Consider the following 16,933-nt stretch of genomic DNA (forward strand, 5'->3'; position numbering starts at 1 on the left):
AACACGCGGCGCCCGTGAGTTTTCCGGGGCAATCAGCCTCAGGCTGATCGCCCCTCCATCAGGCGGATAAACTCGTCAAACAGCGGCGCCACGTCATGGGGACCGGGGCTGGCTTCCGGGTGACCCTGGAAGCTGTAGGCCGGCTTGTCGGTCCGGCGGATGCCCTGCAAGGTGCCGTCAAACAGGGACTTGTGAGTCGCCTCGACATTGGCCGGCAGTGTTGCCTCATCCACGGCAAACCCGTGGTTCTGGCTGGTAATCATCACTGTACCTTTGGCAATATCCTGCACCGGATGGTTGGCGCCGTGGTGGCCGTGGCCCATTTTCATGGTTTTGGCACCACTGGCCAGGGCCAGCAGTTGATGACCCAGGCAGATACCGAAGACCGGGATCTCGGTTTCCAGCACTTCCTTGATGGCGGTGATGGCGTAATCGCAGGGCTCCGGGTCACCGGGGCCGTTGGACAGGAACACTCCGTCCGGATCCATCGCCAGCACTTCGGACGCCGGAGTCTGGGCCGGCACCACGGTGATGTCGCAACCACGGGACGCGAGCATGCGCAGGATGTTCAGCTTCACACCGTAATCCCAGGCAACCACCTTGAACCGGGACTCTTTCCGCTCACCGTAACCCTCGCCCAGGGTCCACTCGGTCTCGTTCCAGGACCAGATCTTGTCGGAGGTAACTTCTTTGGCCAGATCCATGCCCTTGAGGCCGGGGAAGGCCTTGGCCAGCTCCAGCGCTCGCTCGGCACTGGCGTTTTTGCCCGCAACGATGGCGCCGTTCTGGGAGCCTTTGTCCCGGAGGATACGGGTCAGACGGCGGGTATCAATGTCGGCGATTCCAACAATGTTGTTGCTTCGCAGGTAGTCGTCCAGGGTCCCCTTGCTGCGCCAGCTGCTGGCCAGCAGAGGCAGATCGCGGATGATCAGGCCGGCGGCCTGGATGCGGCCTGACTCAACGTCTTCTTCGTTCACACCGGTGTTGCCGATATGCGGGTAAGTCAGGGTAACGATCTGGCGGGAGTAGGACGGATCGGTCAGGATTTCCTGGTAGCCGGTCATGGCGGTGTTGAACACCACTTCACCGCTGGTTTCTCCGTCGGCGCCAATGGCGCTGCCGTAGAACAGGCTTCCGTCTGCGAGTGCAAGGATTGCTGGTGTGCTCAAGGCTTGTATCCTCATCGAGTGGCGTATCGGTTCGTCACGAACAGGAACGCAAGCGCAAATTCAGGTTGCAAAAAAGCGAGACGGAGTCTTAACTCGGTCCCGCTTTTTCAGAAACTTTGTGCAAAGGTACGCTTGGTGCAGTCAAACCGCGTTATTGTAAAAAATATGGCGGTTTGTGTCCATCTGAAATCCTTCCCCCGAATCACCGGCAGAGGACCAGTTATCTTTTCCGGGAAACGCTACGAGCACATCCATGTGCGCTTGGCGCAGGCTATCCATGGCCTCAGACATTCCCGAAAAAGATAACTGGCCGGCTGCCTCGGAGTTAGCTGTTATTTCAGCGCCAGCACATCCTGCATGTCATAAAGCCCTGCAGGCTTATCCTTCAGCCACAACGCCGCCCGCATCGCCCCTTTGGCAAAGGTCATCCGGCTACTGGCCTTGTGGGTCACCTCAATACGCTCACCCTCAGTGGCGAACAAAACGGTGTGATCACCGACTACATCACCGGCGCGAATGGTCTCAAAACCAATTTCCTTGCGGGTGCGCTCACCAGTGAAACCCTCGCGACCGTAGACGGCGCATTCTTTAAGGTCGCGTCCGAGCGCATCAGCGACGACTTCGCCCATGCGCAGGGCGGTGCCGGAGGGCGCGTCTTTCTTGTGGCGGTGATGAGCCTCGATGATTTCGACGTCATAGTCGTCACCCAGGGTCGCAGCGGCGGTGCGCAGCAGGTTTAGGACGACATTAACGCCGACACTCATATTGGGCGCGAACACCACCGGCGTGGATTCGGCGGCCAGGGCCAGTTGTCGCTTTTCGGCATCAGACAGGCCGGTGGTGCCGATTACGAGCCTCTTGCCGTTGTCCCTGCAGAACTCGGCGTTTTCCAGGGTCAGGTCCGGGAAGGTGAAGTCGATGAGCACATCGAAATCGTTCTTCACATCGATCAGGCTGCCAGCCATTTTCACGCCGGTTTTACCGATGCCGGTCATTTCTCCGGCATCGGCGCCGATCAGGCTGCTGCCCGGCTCGACGACGGCGGCACCCAGCTCAAGGCCTTCAATGCCGTCAACGGCTTCGATCAGGACTTTTCCCATGCGCCCGGCGGCGCCGATGATCGCTACCCTCATGCTCGCGTTCCTTTTTTGTCAGCCGTCAGAATTTCATTTCGTCGAAGAAGCTTTTCACACCCTCAAACCAGGACGTTTTCTTCGGGCCATGCTCCGTGCCATTGCCACTATCCAGGGTTGCCTGGAATTCTTCCAGCAGTTCTTTCTGGCGCCTGGTCAGGTTCACCGGCGTTTCCACAATCACCCGGCACAGCAAGTCGCCTGCAGGGCCACCACGGACCGGGCTAACACCCTTGTTGCGCAAGCGGAAAAGTTTGCCGGTCTGGGTTTCGGGCGGAATCTTGAGCTTTACGCGGCCATCCAGGGTCGGCACTTCCAGCTCGCCGCCGAGGGCCGCATCCACGATGCTGATGGGAACTTCACAGTAAAGGTTACGACCATCACGGGTGAACAGGGAGTGCTCGCGCACGGCGACCTGTACGTACAGGTCGCCGGGAGGTCCGCCATCAACCCCCATTTCGCCTTCACCGGAAAGGCGGATACGGTCGCCGGTATCCACGCCCGGCGGCACTTTAACAGAGAGAGTCTTTTCTTCCTGAACCCTGCCCTGGCCACGGCAGGCCTGGCAGGGGTTCTTGATAACCTGGCCAGAACCACGGCAGGTGGGGCACGCCTGCTGCACGGTAAAGAACCCCTGCTGCATACGCACCTGCCCCATACCTTTACAGGTACCGCAGGTTTCCGGGCGGGAGCCTTTTTCGGCGCCACTGCCGTCACACACGTCACACTCGCGATGCCCCGGAATCTTGATCTGGACGGTTTTGCCTTTGACGGCTTCTTCCAGGTCCAGCTCCAGGGTGTAACGCAGATCGGCACCACGGGTGTTACGGCTACGGCCACCACCACCAAAGATATCGCCGAATACGTCACCAAAGATGTCGGAGAAGCTGGCTCCGCCACCTCCGAATCCACCGCCTGCCTGACCGTCCACACCGGCGTGACCGAACTGGTCGTACGCCGCTCGCCTGGACTGGTCCGCCAGTATTTCGTAGGCTTCGCTGGCCTCCTTGAACTTGTTCTCGGCTTCGCTGTCGCCCGGGTTACGGTCGGGGTGGTACTTCATGGCGAGCTTTCGGTAGGCTCGCTTGACTTCCTTCTCGTCCGCATCCCGGGAAATCCCGAGAATTTCGTAATAATCGCGCTTGGCCATGCTTTTAAAACCCTGTTTTTAAACGCGGAAAACGCGGGGGCGCCCCCGCGTTTTCCAACTACCTGATGTACTTCAGATTTATCGTTTGTCGTCGTCTTTCACTTCTTCAAACTCAGCGTCCACAGCGTCATCAGCCTGCTTTGCCTGGGCATCTTCCTGCCCGCCAGCCTGCTGTGCCTGCTCGGCCTGATCTGCGTACATCTTCTGGGCCAGCTCGGAAGAAACTTCAGTCAGCTTCTGGGTCTTGGCCTCGATGTCTTCCTTGCTGGAACCCTCCAGAGCTTCTTCCAGCTCTTTGATGGAAGCCTCGATTGACTCTTTCTCGCTGTCGCTGACTTTGTCACCCGCATCTTTCAGGGTCTTGCGAACGGCATGCACCATGGCGTCACCCTGATTGCGAACCCGGACCAGCTCTTCGAACTTACGATCTTCCTCGGCGTTGGCCTCGGCGTCACGCACCATCTTCTCGATTTCATCATCGTTCAGGCCGGAAGAGGCCTTGATCACGATGGACTGCTCCTTGCCGGTCGCCTTGTCCTTCGCGGACACGTTCAGGATACCGTTGGCATCAATATCAAAGGTGACTTCGATCTGCGGCACACCACGCGGTGCCGGCGGAATGTCGGCCAGGTCGAAACGGCCCAGGGATTTGTTCTGGGCAGCCTGCTTGCGCTCGCCCTGAACCACGTGGATGGTCACCGCAGTCTGGTTATCATCCGCGGTGGAGAAAGTCTGCGACTTCTTGGTCGGAATCGTCGTGTTCTTCTCGATCAGCGGAGTCGCCACGCCACCCATGGTTTCGATGCCCAGGGTCAGCGGGGTTACGTCCAGCAGCAGAACGTCTTTCACGTCACCGGACAGTACGGCTGCCTGAATGGCAGCACCCATGGCCACGGCCTCGTCCGGATTGACGTCCTTGCGAGCCTCTTTGCCGAAGAACTCTTTTACCTTCTCCTGCACCAGCGGCATACGGGTCTGACCACCGACCAGGATAACCTCGTCGATCTCGGCGGCCTTCATGCCGGCATCCTGCAGAGCCACTTTACAGGGCTCAAGGCTGCGCTGAACCAGATCTTCCACCAGGGATTCCAGCTTGGCGCGGGTCAGTTTCACGTTCATGTGCTTGGGACCAGACGCATCTGCGGTGATGTACGGCAGGTTTACGTCTGTCTGCTGGCTGCTGGAAAGCTCAATCTTCGCCTTCTCCCCAGCTTCCTTCAGGCGCTGCATCGCCAGGGAGTCACCACGCAGGTCGATGCCACTGTCTTTCTTGAACTGATCTGCCAGGAATTCGATGATTTTCAGGTCGAAGTCCTCACCACCGAGGAAGGTGTCCCCGTTGGTGGCCAGTACTTCGAACTGGTGCTCGCCGTCCACGTCCGCGATCTCGATGATGGACAGATCAAAGGTACCACCGCCCAGGTCGTAAACTGCGACGGTACGATCACCGCTCTTCCTGTCCAGGCCATAAGCCAGGGCAGCTGCGGTCGGCTCGTTGATAATGCGCTTTACTTCCAGACCGGCAATCTTGCCCGCGTCTTTGGTGGCCTGGCGCTGGCTGTCGTTGAAGTAAGCCGGAACGGTAATCACCGCCTCGGTGACTTTCTCGCCCAGGTAGTCTTCCGCCGTCTTCTTCATCTTCTTCAGAACTTCCGCAGACACCTGCGGCGGCGCCATTTTCTGGCCTTTCACTTCAACCCAGGCGTCGCCATTGTCCGCCTTGGTAATCTTGTAGGGCACCATCTTGATGTCTTTCTGAACCACATCGTCTTCAAAACGACGACCGATCAGGCGCTTGATGGCGTAAAGGGTGTTGTTCGGATTGGTAACCGCCTGGCGCTTGGCTGACTGGCCAACCAGGGTCTCTCCATCGTCCGTGTAGGCAATGATGGACGGGGTGGTGCGATCACCCTCGGCGTTTTCAATAACCTTGACCTTGTTACCATCCATGATGGCCACACAGGAGTTGGTCGTTCCCAGATCGATACCGATAATCTTGCTCATTGAGTCGCTCCAATTCTTCTGAAGGCTTTCCCGGAGGCCCGGCCTCCGGTGTCGCTATTTAATGGCTATATTGGCGCTTTGATCGGCTTTTCAAGCCTGCTCATCAATTTTTGGTGCATCTTCTGCTTTGGCAACGACCACCATGGCTGGACGTACCACACGACCATTCAACAGATACCCTTTCTGCACCACGGCCACCACACTGTTGGGCTCGGCGTCCGGGGCCGGCACCATGGACATGGCCTCATGTTGCCGGGGGTCGAACGGCTCACCCACCGGGTTAACCTGTTCAACGTTGAATTTTTTCAGGCTGGCCATGAACAGGCTCAGCGTCATTTCCACGCCCTCCCGAATGGAAGCCACCAGCTTGCCGGACTCTTCCTGGCCTTCGGTGCTCTCAAGCGCCTTTTCCAGGCTGTCTGCAACCGGCAACAGCTCCTTGACGAATTTCTCCAGGGCAAACTTGTGGGCTTTCTCCACATCGATCTCGGCACGACGACGCACGTTCTGCATCTCGGCCTGGGAACGCAGCATCTGCTCCTGGAACTGCTGAACCTGAGCCTTCAGTGCATCCACCTCGGACGTTTCGCCTCCGGTGGCATCCCCTTCGGTCGTCTGGGCTTCCTCTTTGGCAGCCTCGAGGGCTTCGTTCAGTTCCTCGTGCTCGTTGCGGTTCTCGTCAGTGCTCATGGCTACTCCTGCTTGGTCTCCAGCGGCCCCCTTTCGGTGGCCGGTTGAACATGGGCTCCGGCCGCAGTGCGCCGGGAAAATGTCGTTGCGAACGGATATGGGGCCCCACTTCCAGGTTTCAACCACCGGCGCCAGGATTCCTGAAGAAAATGCCGTCGCAGGTTTGCAAATTACATAAATCCTGTATATATTCCCAGTTACTGTATGCATCAACAGTGTTTAGCCGGTTTTCAGAAAGTCGCGGAGGTTATCTGCATGCTTACCCAGCTCACGGTTTCCAACTACGCCATCGCCGAACGGGTGGAACTCCAGTTCAGTAAAGGCATGACTGCACTTACCGGCGAGACCGGTGCCGGCAAATCCATCGTGCTGGACGCCCTGGGCCTGGCCATGGGCGGCCGTGCCGATGCCGGCGCAGTCCGTCACGGGGCCAAGCGCGCAGACATCACAGCCACATTTGATGTATCCGCCATCCCCGAGGCAACCGAGTGGCTCGCAGAGCATGAGCTGGATGATGAAAATGACTGCATACTTCGCCGCGTTATCAGCAAAGACGGCCGTTCCCGCGCCTACATCAACGGCCAGCCCTGCCCCCTGAATCACCTCAAGGACCTTGGCGGCGTACTGATGGACATCCACAGCCAGCACCAGCACCAGTCTCTGCTGCGCAAGGAAACACACCGCAAACTGGTGGATGAGTTCGCCGGCGCCGAGGCCCTGGCCACGGATACCCGGGAGGCATGGAGAACCTGGAACCAGACCCGCCAGCGTCTGAGCGAACGGCGGCAGAACGCTGACGAGGCGGAGGCGAAACTGCAACTGCTGCGTTACCAGGTGGAAGAACTGGGCCGCCTGGCCCTTGAAACTGGCGAACAGGAACGCCTGGAACAGGAACAGGCACAACTGAGCCAGGCCGATACGGTTCTGCACAACAGCCACCAGGCGGCCCTGCTGTGCACAGAAGATGAAACCAGCGCTGCCAGCCTGGTCCGCCAGGCCCTGCAGCAGCTGGAACAGCTTCCGGTAGACGTACCAGCACTGGCCGACACCATCCAGATGCTGAACGAGGCCCAGATCCAGATCGGCGAAGCCGGCGACAACCTGCGCCACTTTGTCGAGGATTACGAGGCTGATCCTGCCAGACTGGCGGAAGTGGAGGAACGGCTAAGCGCCATCTACCAGATGGCACGGAAGCACCGGATTACCCCGGAAGCGTTGCCGGAGCTGCACCAGCGCCTAAGTGCCGAATTGGCCGAACTGGAAGGGGGGGAGGGCAGACTGGAACAGCTGGAAGCGGAATTGGCCAGCCAGCGCAGCCGGTTCGACGAGCTGGCCGGCCAACTGTCGGAGGCACGCGCCAAAGCCAGCGCCGAGCTTGACCAGCGCGTAGCCGCAGAGCTCGGCCAGCTGAGCATGCCCAACATGCAGTTCATCACCCACCTGAACCGCAACACCGACGCAGAACCTGCGGCCCACGGGCTGGAAGACGTTGAATTTGTGGTCAGCGCGAACCCCGGCCAGCCTGCCCGGCCTCTGGCCAAGGTTGCCTCCGGTGGCGAGCTGTCGCGGATCAGTCTCGCGATTCAGGTGGTGGTTGCCCAGACCTCAACCACACCCACCCTGGTCTTTGACGAAGTGGATGTCGGTATCGGCGGCGGCACCGCCGAAGTGGTTGGCCGACTGCTTCGCACCCTGGGAGGAAACGGCCAGGTGCTTTGTGTCACTCATCTGCCACAAGTGGCGGCCCAGTGCCACCAGCACCTGTTCGTCAGTAAATTTACCGAACAGGACGCCACCTTCTCGAAAATCGAGACGCTGGACGATCAGGGCAGAATCGGCGAAGTGGCGAGAATGCTGGGTGGCGTGGACATGACCGACCATACAATCGCTCATGCCAGGGAAATGTTTTCAAAGGGGCAGGCAACTCACCACTGAGCCAAAGAACCGAACCTCTACCCCTCTCGATCCTGAGAGCTGTTGGGGCGGGCTTAAGCACCGCCCCTTTTTTCTACCTGGCGCTTCCTTCTACCTGGCGCTTCCTTCTACCTGGCGCTTCCGCGGGCCGGAATCAGGATTTGATCGGCTTGACGTAAAGGATCAGGCTATGGTCCACGATTTCATAGCCACGCTCTTTCGCGATTGTCTTCTGGCGCTCCTCAATCACTTCATCGAAGAACTCGATAACCTCACCGGTCTGAGTACAGACCATATGATCGTGGTGATCATCACCGGCCATTTCAAAAACGGCATGGCCGCCTTCAAAGTTGTGGCGCAGCACCAGGCCGGCCGCCTCAAACTGCGTCAGCACCCGGTAGACCGTTGCCAGCCCCACATCATCCCCCTGCTCCAGAAGCTTCTTGTAGACATCCTCGGCACTGAGATGATGCTCTTCGGCCGTCTCCAGTATGTTGAAGATTTTCACTCTCGGCAGAGTCACTTTCAGACCGACTTTTCGTAGTTCGGCGTTTTCAGATGACATGTTACTATTCACTCTTTGGTGTGCCTCACGGCTTCCGGTATGATGAAGCCGCCATTAAACGGTTTACCCGTGTCACACCTGCCTCGGGCAGGCGATTTCAAGATAGAGGATTTCCCCCGGCGATGCAAAAGCTCACAGCTCTCATTCTCACTCTCTTTCTATCCGGTTGTGCTTTCCCGGGCGTTTACAAGATCAACGTCCAACAGGGAAACATCGTAACCGATGATGAGCTTTCGCAACTGGCTGAGGGCATGTCCCGCAGCCAGGTGCATGCAGTTATGGGGACACCACTCATGCTGAACCCGGTTGATCTCTCCCGGGAATACTATGTGTATACGTTTCAGCGGGAAGGTGGCGATATCACAGAGCAGCGAATCATCGTTTATTACGAAGGCGATCAATACGCCCATTACGAAGCACAATTGCTCGAAGAAACGCCGGCTTACTGAGGTCAGGCTTTCTTCTTCGCCCGATTCAGGCGCGCCTGTTTCGGGTCGATCCTGAGCGGTCGGTAGAGCTCCACCCGATCTCCCTCACGGAGTTCATGGGCCGACGGGTTCTTGATGACCTTTCCGAACACACCCATGTCAGTGGCATCCACATCAATTTCCGGGAAAATATCAGCAATACCTGAGAGTTTCGCCGCCTCCAGCGCGGTCGCCCCCTCAGGAACCGTCACTGGAATAATTTCCTGTTTGTCCGGGCGGGCATAGGCCACTTCCACCTGAATCATGCACCTTCCTTTCGATAGAGATCATCCGCACGGCGGCAGAACGCATCCACCATGGTGTTGGCGGCCTGACTGAACACCGGCCCGAAGGTGATTCGGGACAGGGAACCGGAAAATTCAAACTCCAGGGAAAGAATCACCTTGCAGGCGTTGTTGTTCAGCGATTTGAAGCGCCAGCGACCGGTCAGATTCCGAAACGGACCCTCCACCAGGTTCATCTCTATTGCGTCAGGCAGTAACAACTGATTCCGGGTGGTCAAGGTATGCCGTATGCCCCCCCTGGCAATTTCCAGGGACGCGGTAATCTGCTCCGGATTCTGCTCATGAATCTCGGCGCCCGCGCACCAGGGAAGGAATTCAGGGTAACGGACAACGTCGTTTACCAGGTGGAACATGCGCTCGGCCGAGTGCATTACCAAAGCTGTTTTGTCGATCAGATGGGGCATTGGAACCGATTGTCCTGCTTGTAAACATGCTGTGAAATGATGGCGGACTTCTGAGAAGGAAGAGAGTCTCAATCACACGCTATGATAAAGGATATCGTCCTCTTTTGGGGTTTTTTCCCCCGACTTTCCTTTCTTGTCATTTTCCGCCGGCGGCGACTGTTCAACTGTGGGCACGGTTTCATTGCCTACGGCTCCGCCCCCGGACGACTCCGCGGGCCCCCGGGCTTGCGCAGGCGCCTCCAAGGGCAATGCCCGGTCACGGGACAGCAGCGTAACAGGCGACTCACACCACACAGCGGTGCTGCCGTTGTCACAGAGATTCGACAGCGAAAACGCCGTGTACTGAACGCCAATCCAGGCAACCACCAGTGGCGACACCAACCGCATCACCCATAACCAGATACCGGCGAACAACGTCGGAGTCGAGCCCAGCATCGTGATGGACAGATGCCGGGTCAGGCCCCAGCCGGCAAACAGCGCAATCAGAATGGCGGCCAGAGGAATCAACAAGCCACCGGTCACCAGCTCCAGCCATCGGAAAATGATGGCGCCGCCAACACGCTCCTGCGCCCACACATTAAACGACAACAGCGATGCCAGCCCCGCCAGCCATACCGCCAGGCCGATCAGCACCAAAGACAACCCCCGCGGTGCCCCCGTCCATTCACGGAACCAGCCAACGATGGGTTCAAGCAGGTTCAGCGATGTGGCCCAGACAATCAGCACCACCACAAGAAACACCGTGGCAATCACGAACTGGCTTGCCGGCAGCTGGGCCAGTGTCACGGGCATGGAAACGAATAACAGGCTGAACCCACGTTCGCCATCAAAACGGTTGCCGTCTGTAGCCATGGCAAAGATCATCAGGCCGGCAATGATCGCCACCAGGGTATCCATCAGAACAGCGGCAAGAACCGAACGCTTGAGGCGGGTATGGGGCGTAGTGTAGGAACCAAGAATTGCCCATACCCCCATACCCAGCCCCAGCGTAAAGAACGCATGAAACAAAGCCGCTTTCAGACTTCCCCAACTGAGGTCTTCCGGGTGCATGGCCAGAATCTGGCCGACGGCACCATCAAGCCGTCCGTACCAGACCGCCAGAGCGAATAACACCAGCATCAGCACCAGAGTTCCCGGCACCACCACACGCAGCGTCCGTTCAAGGCCTTTGACAACCCCCTGCGCCGATACCCAGATCACCAGCAGCAGGAAAAAGATATGCCAGCCCATGAACATCCGGTACTCGTGGGGGTCGGAAACCAGCCCGGCCAGGATCGCCGCTGCCTCAGCGTCACCCGCCCCGGAGAACCGCCCCAGCGCGCCAAAGAAGACATAAGCCAGAGCGATGGAACCGAATACTGCTGTAAACGACAACACCAGGAAGGCCGCAAGAATGCTGAGCCGGCCCACCGCCATCCAGGCGCGGGAACGTTTGACACTGCGAATCAGGCCGTCCATCGCCAGCACAATACCGTGGCGGGCATAACGACCAATGGCGGCCTCCGTGACCATCAGCGGCAGGGTAACCAATAGCAGGCAGGCCAGGTAGAGCAGGATGAACAGGCCGCCACCGTGCATACTGGCCAGGTAGGGAAACTGCCACAGATTGGCCAGACCAACGGTTGAACCCACCGCAGCCCAGAAAAAAGTTGATTTTCGGGTAAAGGACCCGACATGTGTCTGATACGGCGTAGGCATCCGCGCCCCTGTGACCCCTAAATAAGTCTGGGACAGTATTGTAGCCGAAGGATCCGGCCGCGCACGAACGGGTAAACGCGGTGTCGCCGATTTCGTGACCGGTCCGGCACTCGTGGGCTACAATGCGCCTTTTTCCGGCTGCACTAACGCCGGCCCGTTCATTTCTCCGCCCCCGGATTCATTGATTCATGAGCAAGAAAAAACCCGGAACGCCGAGCAGTACCATTGCGCTGAACAAGAAGGCGAAGCATGAGTACCACATCGAGGACCGCTTCGAGGCAGGTCTCGCCCTGCTGGGCTGGGAAGTGAAATCCCTGCGCGCCGGCAAGGCCCAGTTGGTGGACGCCTATGTACTCCTCAAGGACGGCGAAGCCTGGTTGCTCGGCTCTCACATTACGCCGCTGATTGCAGCGTCTACTCACGTTATTGCAGACCCGACCCGCACCCGCAAACTCCTGCTGCACGCCAAGGAAATTGCCAAGATCGTCGGCAAGGTAAACCAGGCCGGTTACACCTGTATTCCGCTGGCACTCTACTGGAAAAACAACCGGGTAAAGTGCGAGATTGCCCTGGTAAAAGGCAAGAAACAGTTCGACAAGCGCGCCACCGAGAAAGAGCGGGACTGGAACCGCCAGAAACAGCGCATCCTGCGCGATACCAAGCTCTGATTACCGCCCCGCACAGAATACCAAATAGCTGACACCGGTCACGGCCTGCACTGGCCGGTGTGTCGCATACTCACCCTCTTTGCTCAGGTTGCCAACAGGCCTATACTCGGGAGTCCCGGTGCATGGCAAAGGGAGAGCTTATGTCACCTAAACAACTGCCCATGTCCGCCGTTGATCGCGCGTGGCTGCGCATGGATACTCCGGAAAACCCCATGATGATCTGCGGGGTTCTGGCCCTGGACCGCCCGGTCTCCGTCAACCGCCTGAAACGAATGCTCGAAGAGCGCTTCCTGTGCTTCGAGCGATTCCGCCAACGAGTGCTGGACCACAGCGACCGGGCCTATTGGCAGGATGATCCACTGTTTCACCTCGACAACCACCTGCATCAGATTGCCCTGCCGGGCAAGGCCGACAAGGCCGAGCTCCAGAAACTGGCCAGCGATCTGAACAGCACGTCCCTGGATTTCCGCCGCCCGCTCTGGCAGATGCACTACATCGACAACTACGAGGGCGGCAGTGCCCTGATAATCCGAATTCACCACTGCATTGCTGACGGCATCTCCCTGGTGCGGGTGATGCTTTCACTCACCGACAAAACACCGGAGCCAAAACTCAAGCGGGTTGCCAGCAAACCAGAGGCCAGACACAAACCAGTCTCCACCGCTCAGCACACCCTGCACAGACTGGTGGACAGCGCCCAAGCGGCAACGGACCAGGCCAGGCTGTTCATTCAATCCGTACGCGCAGAACCCAACTACCCGATCAAACTGGCCGCCACCGCCGGCGGGGTTGCCATGGACCTGCTCAAACTTGGCCTGGCACCCTTCGAGCCCAAAACCGGCCTGAAAAGCCCGCTTTCCGGCCGCAAGCATGTCTCCTGGGGCGAGCCCCTGGATCTTGCAGAAGTGAAGGCTTGCGCCAAAGCCCTCGGCGGCACCATCAACGACGCCCTGCTCTGCGCCACCACGGGCGCACTGCAACGACATTTTGCCGCCCACAAAGAAACCATTCCGGAGTGTGGCATCCGGGTAGCCGTGCCTTTCAACCTGCGGCCTCTCGACCAGCCTATAGGGACCCTCGGCAACCAGTTCGGAATGGTGCTGGTAACACTGCCTGTGGAGGTGCAGGATCCGATCATGTGTTTCCGGCAGGTGCAGGAGAACATGAACCGGCTAAAGCGCTCCTACCAGGCTCAGGTGACCTACAGCCTCCTTGATTTGTTCGGCCGTGGCCCCGATATTCTGGAACGCCGGGCCCTGGACCTACTCAGCAACAAGGCCTCTGCGGTACTCACCAATGTGCCGGGGCCCAAGGATGCCCTGTACCTGGCCGGCAGCAAGTTGACCCAGCCCATGTTCTGGGTCCCCCAGACCGGCAGCATCGGCATTGGCATAAGTATTTTCAGCTATGCCGGCACCGTACAGTTCGGCATTACCGTGGACAAGGCGATCCACGCTGACCCGCAGGCGGTGATGGACTACTTCCGCGAAAGCTTCGAGGCCCTGAGCCATGCGGCCCTGGCCGGCAGACGCGGTGGCCAGGAACGCTGGGTCAGCTAGGCCGGTAGGTACATCTACCGGCCCGGCGGCCAAAACTGCAACAAACAACCCTTGAAGTCCGGCGAACCGGACATATATAGTAGGCATAAGGGGACGACATGGCTTCGACGCTGGTGGCGATCCCTTGAGTGCATGTCGAGATGGCAGCGAATCTCGTTAATCCAAAGCTGCAACGCAATAGTCGCAAACGACGAAAACTACGCACTAGCAGCGTAAGCTGCTAGTCGTCCTGACCGGGTCGCCCGTAGCCCGGAAGCAACATCTCAGGACGTCATCGCTTACGGGATGCTCCGCTATCCAGAGTTCACTGGCTAGCGGCTAAGATTTAAAGAACTCGGTTCCTGCACCCTGGCTCTCGGGTCGCTTGAACTTAAATCAATAGAGAGACGCTAAACATGTAGACCTCAAGGCTGAGTGCTGGCGGACGCGGGTTCAATTCCCGCCGTCTCCACCAATCAAGAGGTTCAGGAGATCCAGCAAAATCTCTCGAACCACCTCTAAGCCCCGGAAACGGGGCTTTTTTGTGTCCACTAGATCCAAAATCACCCCCTGGCATCCACCTCCACTTGCGGGCAACATTGCGGGTAACGAGTTATTGTCAAATCTGGTGTATGAGGCTTCAGGCAGCGTTCCTGTCAGATTGATCATCCACCCGTTCTCCATCCCGAAACTGTACATTGTTCACGACCAGCCTCAATCGGTCGAACCCCTTGATCCGCTTCCAGCGTTTCTGGGCGGATTGGAGCAGTTTGAACACCATCGATAACGTGGTGTCGCGGTTGCCGCAGGACCGGCTTCGCTTGGTTCTCAGCCGTACTGTGGCGAAGGTGGATTCGATCAGGTTGGTGGTCCGCAAGTGAATCCAGTGAATCGCCGGAAAATCGTAGAAGGCCAGCAACTCGTCACGGTCCTTCTCCAGGTTTTCCATGGCTTTTGGGTATTTGTCCCGGAACCGCCGCAGGGTACTGTCAAAAGCCTTGTGAGCGCTGTCACGGGTCTCTGCTAAATAGATCTCATGCAGTGCTGACTTCAACTTCGGCTGTACCGATTTGGGCAATTTATCCAGCACGTTAGCCGTCTTGTGGACCCAGCACCGTTGGTGGCGGGTGTCCGGAAACACCTTGCTCAGGGCGTTCCAGGAGCCCAAAGCACCGTCACCGACGGCCAGCTTGGGGGCGTGTTCCAGGCCCCTTTCTCGCAAGCCAGTAAGCAGCTCTCGCCAACTGGCTTCAAGCAACTTTGCCATTGGACTCATCAGGATCATCACCAAGTTCACGGAATTCGGCTGCTCTCTCCCGCAGAATTCGCTTTTTCTCTGCATCGGCAAACCGCTTTAACACCTGGCGAATCAGGGGCTGATATCCAATGCCATTGATCTCCGCGATCATCTTGAAGTCTTCAATCAGGGGTTTCTGGAGCCGGATAGAGATAGGCTGCAGCCCAGCCGCCTCGTTCAAGGCTGCGTCGTCCACGTTCTTGGCTACGCGGACATACTCTTCATCCCGGCCCAGTCTTCCGTCTTCCCAGGCTTCTGGTGTGCTTTCAATCTTCTTCTTGCTCATGCTCTTCCTCCCGTCGCGTTCATTCTTCTGTTTTCTGTCACTACGACTGTTGCGATGGGTTACCCGAATTTCCGGTAAATTCCATCTTCTGTCTGGTTCGGTTCGTACGATGTCTTAATAATGATGTCATCACCCTTAAGCATAAACGCCACCTTCAGGCGCCGCCCGTAGTCTGTCTCAGCAATAAACCACTGGGTTGGTGGGTCGGTCTTGTGCTCTTCCCTGATGTCCTCCAACAGGTTACCTTCCCGGTTGGCGAAACATTGCTGGACCTCCTCAAGGCTGACACCGTGCTTCTGTGCCAGCTTCTGCTTCACTGCAGATGAACATTTCAGCGCCATCGTATCCCTCACTGAATTTGTATATACAAAGTATATACTGAAGATTGACCAAAACCAACCGGGCCAGGTGTCAACAAAGTGTCCACGGTATTGTGTTTTTGTGTGGTTTCCTGTGGGGCTTGGTTTTCGGAACTGTTGTAAGCGGCTGCCAGAACCTGCGCATATTCGGTGAATAACGCATCATAGTGCCAACGAGCCAGTGAAGGATTCCGTTTGATTGCGTGCTGAGAGGGGGCGTCGGGTCAGAGCGATCAGAGGTCGCTTTTCAGCGTTCGATCAGATACAAAATGGGGGCCGTTGAGAGAAGCGCAAACCTATGTCTGCTGCCTGGGTGATGTGGTGGTCGGCTTCTACAGCCTCGCCGTTGGCAGTGTCGATCCGGAAGCCGCACCGTCGAGAGTAATGAAGGGGCTGGCACGTCATCCGGTGCCGGTCATGATCCCGGCCCGCGTCGTGTTGCCCCGCACCCGGCCGTTGGTATCGAGGATCGCGTGGACGCTGTCCCACAGTTCGCGGGGTCGCTGCTCAACTTCAACCAGGAAGCCTTCGTGCTTTCTAGTCTTAGTATCCGGCTTCTTTTTGATGTCGCACGGCAAGAAGGGTTGCCGTTTCGCCATCAAAGCGATACAAAGCGATATAGCCGCTACTTCCGACATCAATCAACCACTCCCGAAACACTGAGCCCATATCTTCAACAGGACGTCCTGCCTCCGGCTGGTGTGCGAGTATTTTTACGCCCGCCCGTATTGTTTTGATGGCACGTCGGGCCGCATCTCCATCTTTCATGGCAAGGAAGCGATAGAGTCGCTGTACGTCAGCGATAGCTGGCGGTGACCAAATCAAACGTGGCACCTAGGAAGCTCCGCATCTTCACCCGCTTCAAGCTTCTCCAGCCAAGCGTCAGCTTCTTCAAGCGTCAGGTGCAGCCCGTTTTCCTGGTACGCTTCCCAAGCTCGTAGTGCATCCTGTTTGAAAGATTCCCGCTTTTCTTCACGCTCAACATAATCACGGATCGCTTCGCGCATAATCCAGTGCGATGAACGATGTCGCACTTCAGCCAAGTGCTGGATACGGTTTTTCAGATCGTCGTCAAGTTTTACTGATGTTGCCATTTTGCCACCTCAGTATTAAAAGGTACTACCTTTTAATACTGTACCATAAAATCTCTTACTGACCACCGAGTAAAGAAAACCCTCGATTGTATGATGTCAGGAGGTTCGAACAATGCCCGGAATCTTATCCGTGGTCATTCGAACCTGTCCGGCGCCTGTTAGCGCCCACTGGTACAGCTTGCGCATCCCCAC

Annotated in this window: 17 protein-coding genes, 1 other RNA gene and 1 pseudogene; 5 read left to right on the forward strand and 14 right to left on the reverse strand. The window is 57.7% G+C overall.

What is annotated here, in order from left to right:
* Positions 1-38: 38 nt before the first annotated feature.
* From carA to grpE, 5 genes are all read right to left on the reverse strand, one after another.
* A complete protein-coding gene (carA, locus tag QPL96_RS03940; RefSeq protein WP_303285713.1) occupies positions 39-1,169 on the reverse strand; it encodes a glutamine-hydrolyzing carbamoyl-phosphate synthase small subunit in 1,131 nt (376 codons plus the stop codon).
* Between the two features lie 332 nt (positions 1,170-1,501).
* Positions 1,502-2,302: a 4-hydroxy-tetrahydrodipicolinate reductase gene (dapB, locus tag QPL96_RS03945; RefSeq protein WP_303285714.1), complete on the reverse strand. Its 801-nt coding sequence runs from the start codon at positions 2,300-2,302 to the stop codon at positions 1,502-1,504.
* Between the two features lie 25 nt (positions 2,303-2,327).
* Positions 2,328-3,452 carry a molecular chaperone DnaJ gene (dnaJ, locus tag QPL96_RS03950; RefSeq protein ID WP_303285715.1) on the reverse strand — a complete coding sequence of 375 codons (1,125 nt, stop codon included), beginning with the start codon at positions 3,450-3,452 and terminating at the stop codon, positions 2,328-2,330.
* A 78-nt stretch (positions 3,453-3,530) separates the two neighbouring features.
* Positions 3,531-5,456, reverse strand: a complete 1,926-nt coding sequence (gene dnaK, locus QPL96_RS03955) for a molecular chaperone DnaK (RefSeq protein WP_303285716.1) — start codon at positions 5,454-5,456, stop codon at positions 3,531-3,533.
* Between the two features lie 90 nt (positions 5,457-5,546).
* On the reverse strand, positions 5,547-6,146 hold the full coding sequence (grpE, locus tag QPL96_RS03960; RefSeq protein WP_303285718.1) for a nucleotide exchange factor GrpE: 600 nt from the start codon (positions 6,144-6,146) through the stop codon (positions 5,547-5,549).
* A 255-nt stretch (positions 6,147-6,401) separates the two neighbouring features.
* Here grpE and recN point away from each other — a divergent pair, with 255 nt between their 5' ends.
* On the forward strand, positions 6,402-8,081 hold the full coding sequence (gene recN, locus QPL96_RS03965) for a DNA repair protein RecN (RefSeq protein ID WP_303285719.1): 1,680 nt from the start codon (positions 6,402-6,404) through the stop codon (positions 8,079-8,081).
* Between the two features lie 133 nt (positions 8,082-8,214).
* Here the strand turns inward: recN and fur are convergent, their stop codons facing one another.
* The gene (gene fur / locus QPL96_RS03970) at positions 8,215-8,625 is read right to left on the reverse strand and encodes a ferric iron uptake transcriptional regulator (protein ID WP_303285720.1); all 411 of its coding nucleotides are present in this window, start codon (positions 8,623-8,625) and stop codon (positions 8,215-8,217) included.
* A gap of 122 nt (positions 8,626-8,747) precedes the next feature.
* Between fur and QPL96_RS03975 the strand changes: the two genes are divergently transcribed.
* Positions 8,748-9,074 (forward strand): outer membrane protein assembly factor BamE, encoded by a 327-nt coding sequence (locus QPL96_RS03975; RefSeq protein ID WP_303285721.1) that lies wholly within the window; start codon positions 8,748-8,750, stop codon positions 9,072-9,074.
* 2 nt (positions 9,075-9,076) lie between these two features.
* Here the strand turns inward: QPL96_RS03975 and QPL96_RS03980 are convergent, their stop codons facing one another.
* The 3 genes from QPL96_RS03980 to QPL96_RS03990 form a co-directional block, all read right to left on the reverse strand.
* A complete protein-coding gene (locus QPL96_RS03980; protein WP_303285722.1) occupies positions 9,077-9,358 on the reverse strand; it encodes an RnfH family protein in 282 nt (93 codons plus the stop codon).
* Entirely contained in the window at positions 9,355-9,801 is a 447-nt protein-coding gene (locus tag QPL96_RS03985) for a type II toxin-antitoxin system RatA family toxin (protein ID WP_303285723.1), read from the reverse strand. Before QPL96_RS03985 ends, QPL96_RS03980 begins: the two co-directional genes overlap by 4 nt.
* Positions 9,802-9,873: 72 nt before the next feature.
* A complete protein-coding gene (locus tag QPL96_RS03990) occupies positions 9,874-11,499 on the reverse strand; it encodes a sodium-dependent transporter (protein ID WP_303285724.1) in 1,626 nt (541 codons plus the stop codon).
* A gap of 188 nt (positions 11,500-11,687) precedes the next feature.
* Between QPL96_RS03990 and smpB the strand changes: the two genes are divergently transcribed.
* The 3 genes from smpB (at position 11,688) to ssrA (ending at position 14,180) form a co-directional block, all read left to right on the forward strand.
* Positions 11,688-12,167 (forward strand): SsrA-binding protein SmpB, encoded by a 480-nt coding sequence (smpB, locus tag QPL96_RS03995; RefSeq protein ID WP_303285725.1) that lies wholly within the window; start codon positions 11,688-11,690, stop codon positions 12,165-12,167.
* A 140-nt stretch (positions 12,168-12,307) separates the two neighbouring features.
* Entirely contained in the window at positions 12,308-13,726 is a 1,419-nt protein-coding gene (locus QPL96_RS04000) for a wax ester/triacylglycerol synthase family O-acyltransferase (RefSeq protein ID WP_303285726.1), read from the forward strand.
* An 89-nt stretch (positions 13,727-13,815) separates the two neighbouring features.
* Positions 13,816-14,180: a transfer-messenger RNA gene (ssrA, locus tag QPL96_RS04005) on the forward strand.
* A gap of 165 nt (positions 14,181-14,345) precedes the next feature.
* Here ssrA and QPL96_RS04010 read toward each other — a convergent pair.
* The 5 genes and pseudogenes from QPL96_RS04010 to QPL96_RS04030 all read right to left on the reverse strand — a co-directional run.
* Positions 14,346-14,957: pseudogene (locus tag QPL96_RS04010) on the reverse strand (IS256 family transposase); the annotation flags it as partial.
* Complete coding sequence (locus QPL96_RS04015) at positions 14,956-15,288, reverse strand: hypothetical protein (RefSeq protein ID WP_303285728.1); 333 nt, start codon at positions 15,286-15,288, stop codon at positions 14,956-14,958. The pseudogene QPL96_RS04010 and the gene QPL96_RS04015, both read right to left, overlap by 2 nt.
* 59 nt (positions 15,289-15,347) lie before the next feature.
* The gene (locus tag QPL96_RS04020; RefSeq protein WP_303285729.1) at positions 15,348-15,629 is read right to left on the reverse strand and encodes an ADP-ribosyl-(dinitrogen reductase) hydrolase; all 282 of its coding nucleotides are present in this window, start codon (positions 15,627-15,629) and stop codon (positions 15,348-15,350) included.
* A 561-nt stretch (positions 15,630-16,190) separates the two neighbouring features.
* Positions 16,191-16,481 carry a type II toxin-antitoxin system RelE/ParE family toxin gene (locus tag QPL96_RS04025; RefSeq protein WP_303285730.1) on the reverse strand — a complete coding sequence of 97 codons (291 nt, stop codon included), beginning with the start codon at positions 16,479-16,481 and terminating at the stop codon, positions 16,191-16,193.
* Entirely contained in the window at positions 16,469-16,741 is a 273-nt protein-coding gene (locus tag QPL96_RS04030) for a CopG family ribbon-helix-helix protein (RefSeq protein WP_303285732.1), read from the reverse strand. Before QPL96_RS04030 ends, QPL96_RS04025 begins: the two co-directional genes overlap by 13 nt.
* Positions 16,742-16,933 lie beyond the last annotated feature (192 nt).

It is taken from the genome of Marinobacter sp. SS8-8, from assembly GCF_030540945.1.
Taxonomy (GTDB): Bacteria; Pseudomonadota; Gammaproteobacteria; order Pseudomonadales; family Oleiphilaceae; genus Marinobacter.

Excerpts from the sequence above, each read along its gene's own strand:
- recN (WP_303285719.1), top strand. The coding sequence starts at position 6,402 with ATGCTTACCCAGCTCACGGTTTCCAACTACGCCATCGCCGAACGGGTG.
- smpB (WP_303285725.1), top strand. The coding sequence starts at position 11,688 with ATGAGCAAGAAAAAACCCGGAACGCCGAGCAGTACCATTGCGCTGAAC.
- grpE (WP_303285718.1), bottom strand. The coding sequence starts at position 6,146 with ATGAGCACTGACGAGAACCGCAACGAGCACGAGGAACTGAACGAAGCC.
- dnaK (WP_303285716.1), bottom strand. The coding sequence starts at position 5,456 with ATGAGCAAGATTATCGGTATCGATCTGGGAACGACCAACTCCTGTGTG.
- QPL96_RS03990 (WP_303285724.1), bottom strand. The coding sequence starts at position 11,499 with ATGCCTACGCCGTATCAGACACATGTCGGGTCCTTTACCCGAAAATCA.
- QPL96_RS04015 (WP_303285728.1), bottom strand. The coding sequence starts at position 15,288 with ATGAGCAAGAAGAAGATTGAAAGCACACCAGAAGCCTGGGAAGACGGA.
- QPL96_RS03985 (WP_303285723.1), bottom strand. The coding sequence starts at position 9,801 with ATGCCCCATCTGATCGACAAAACAGCTTTGGTAATGCACTCGGCCGAG.
- QPL96_RS04030 (WP_303285732.1), bottom strand. The coding sequence starts at position 16,741 with ATGGCAACATCAGTAAAACTTGACGACGATCTGAAAAACCGTATCCAG.
- dapB (WP_303285714.1), bottom strand. The coding sequence starts at position 2,302 with ATGAGGGTAGCGATCATCGGCGCCGCCGGGCGCATGGGAAAAGTCCTG.
- dnaJ (WP_303285715.1), bottom strand. The coding sequence starts at position 3,452 with ATGGCCAAGCGCGATTATTACGAAATTCTCGGGATTTCCCGGGATGCG.
- QPL96_RS03980 (WP_303285722.1), bottom strand. The coding sequence starts at position 9,358 with ATGATTCAGGTGGAAGTGGCCTATGCCCGCCCGGACAAACAGGAAATT.
- QPL96_RS04000 (WP_303285726.1), top strand. The coding sequence starts at position 12,308 with ATGTCACCTAAACAACTGCCCATGTCCGCCGTTGATCGCGCGTGGCTG.
- QPL96_RS04020 (WP_303285729.1), bottom strand. The coding sequence starts at position 15,629 with ATGGCGCTGAAATGTTCATCTGCAGTGAAGCAGAAGCTGGCACAGAAG.
- fur (WP_303285720.1), bottom strand. The coding sequence starts at position 8,625 with ATGTCATCTGAAAACGCCGAACTACGAAAAGTCGGTCTGAAAGTGACT.
- QPL96_RS03975 (WP_303285721.1), top strand. The coding sequence starts at position 8,748 with ATGCAAAAGCTCACAGCTCTCATTCTCACTCTCTTTCTATCCGGTTGT.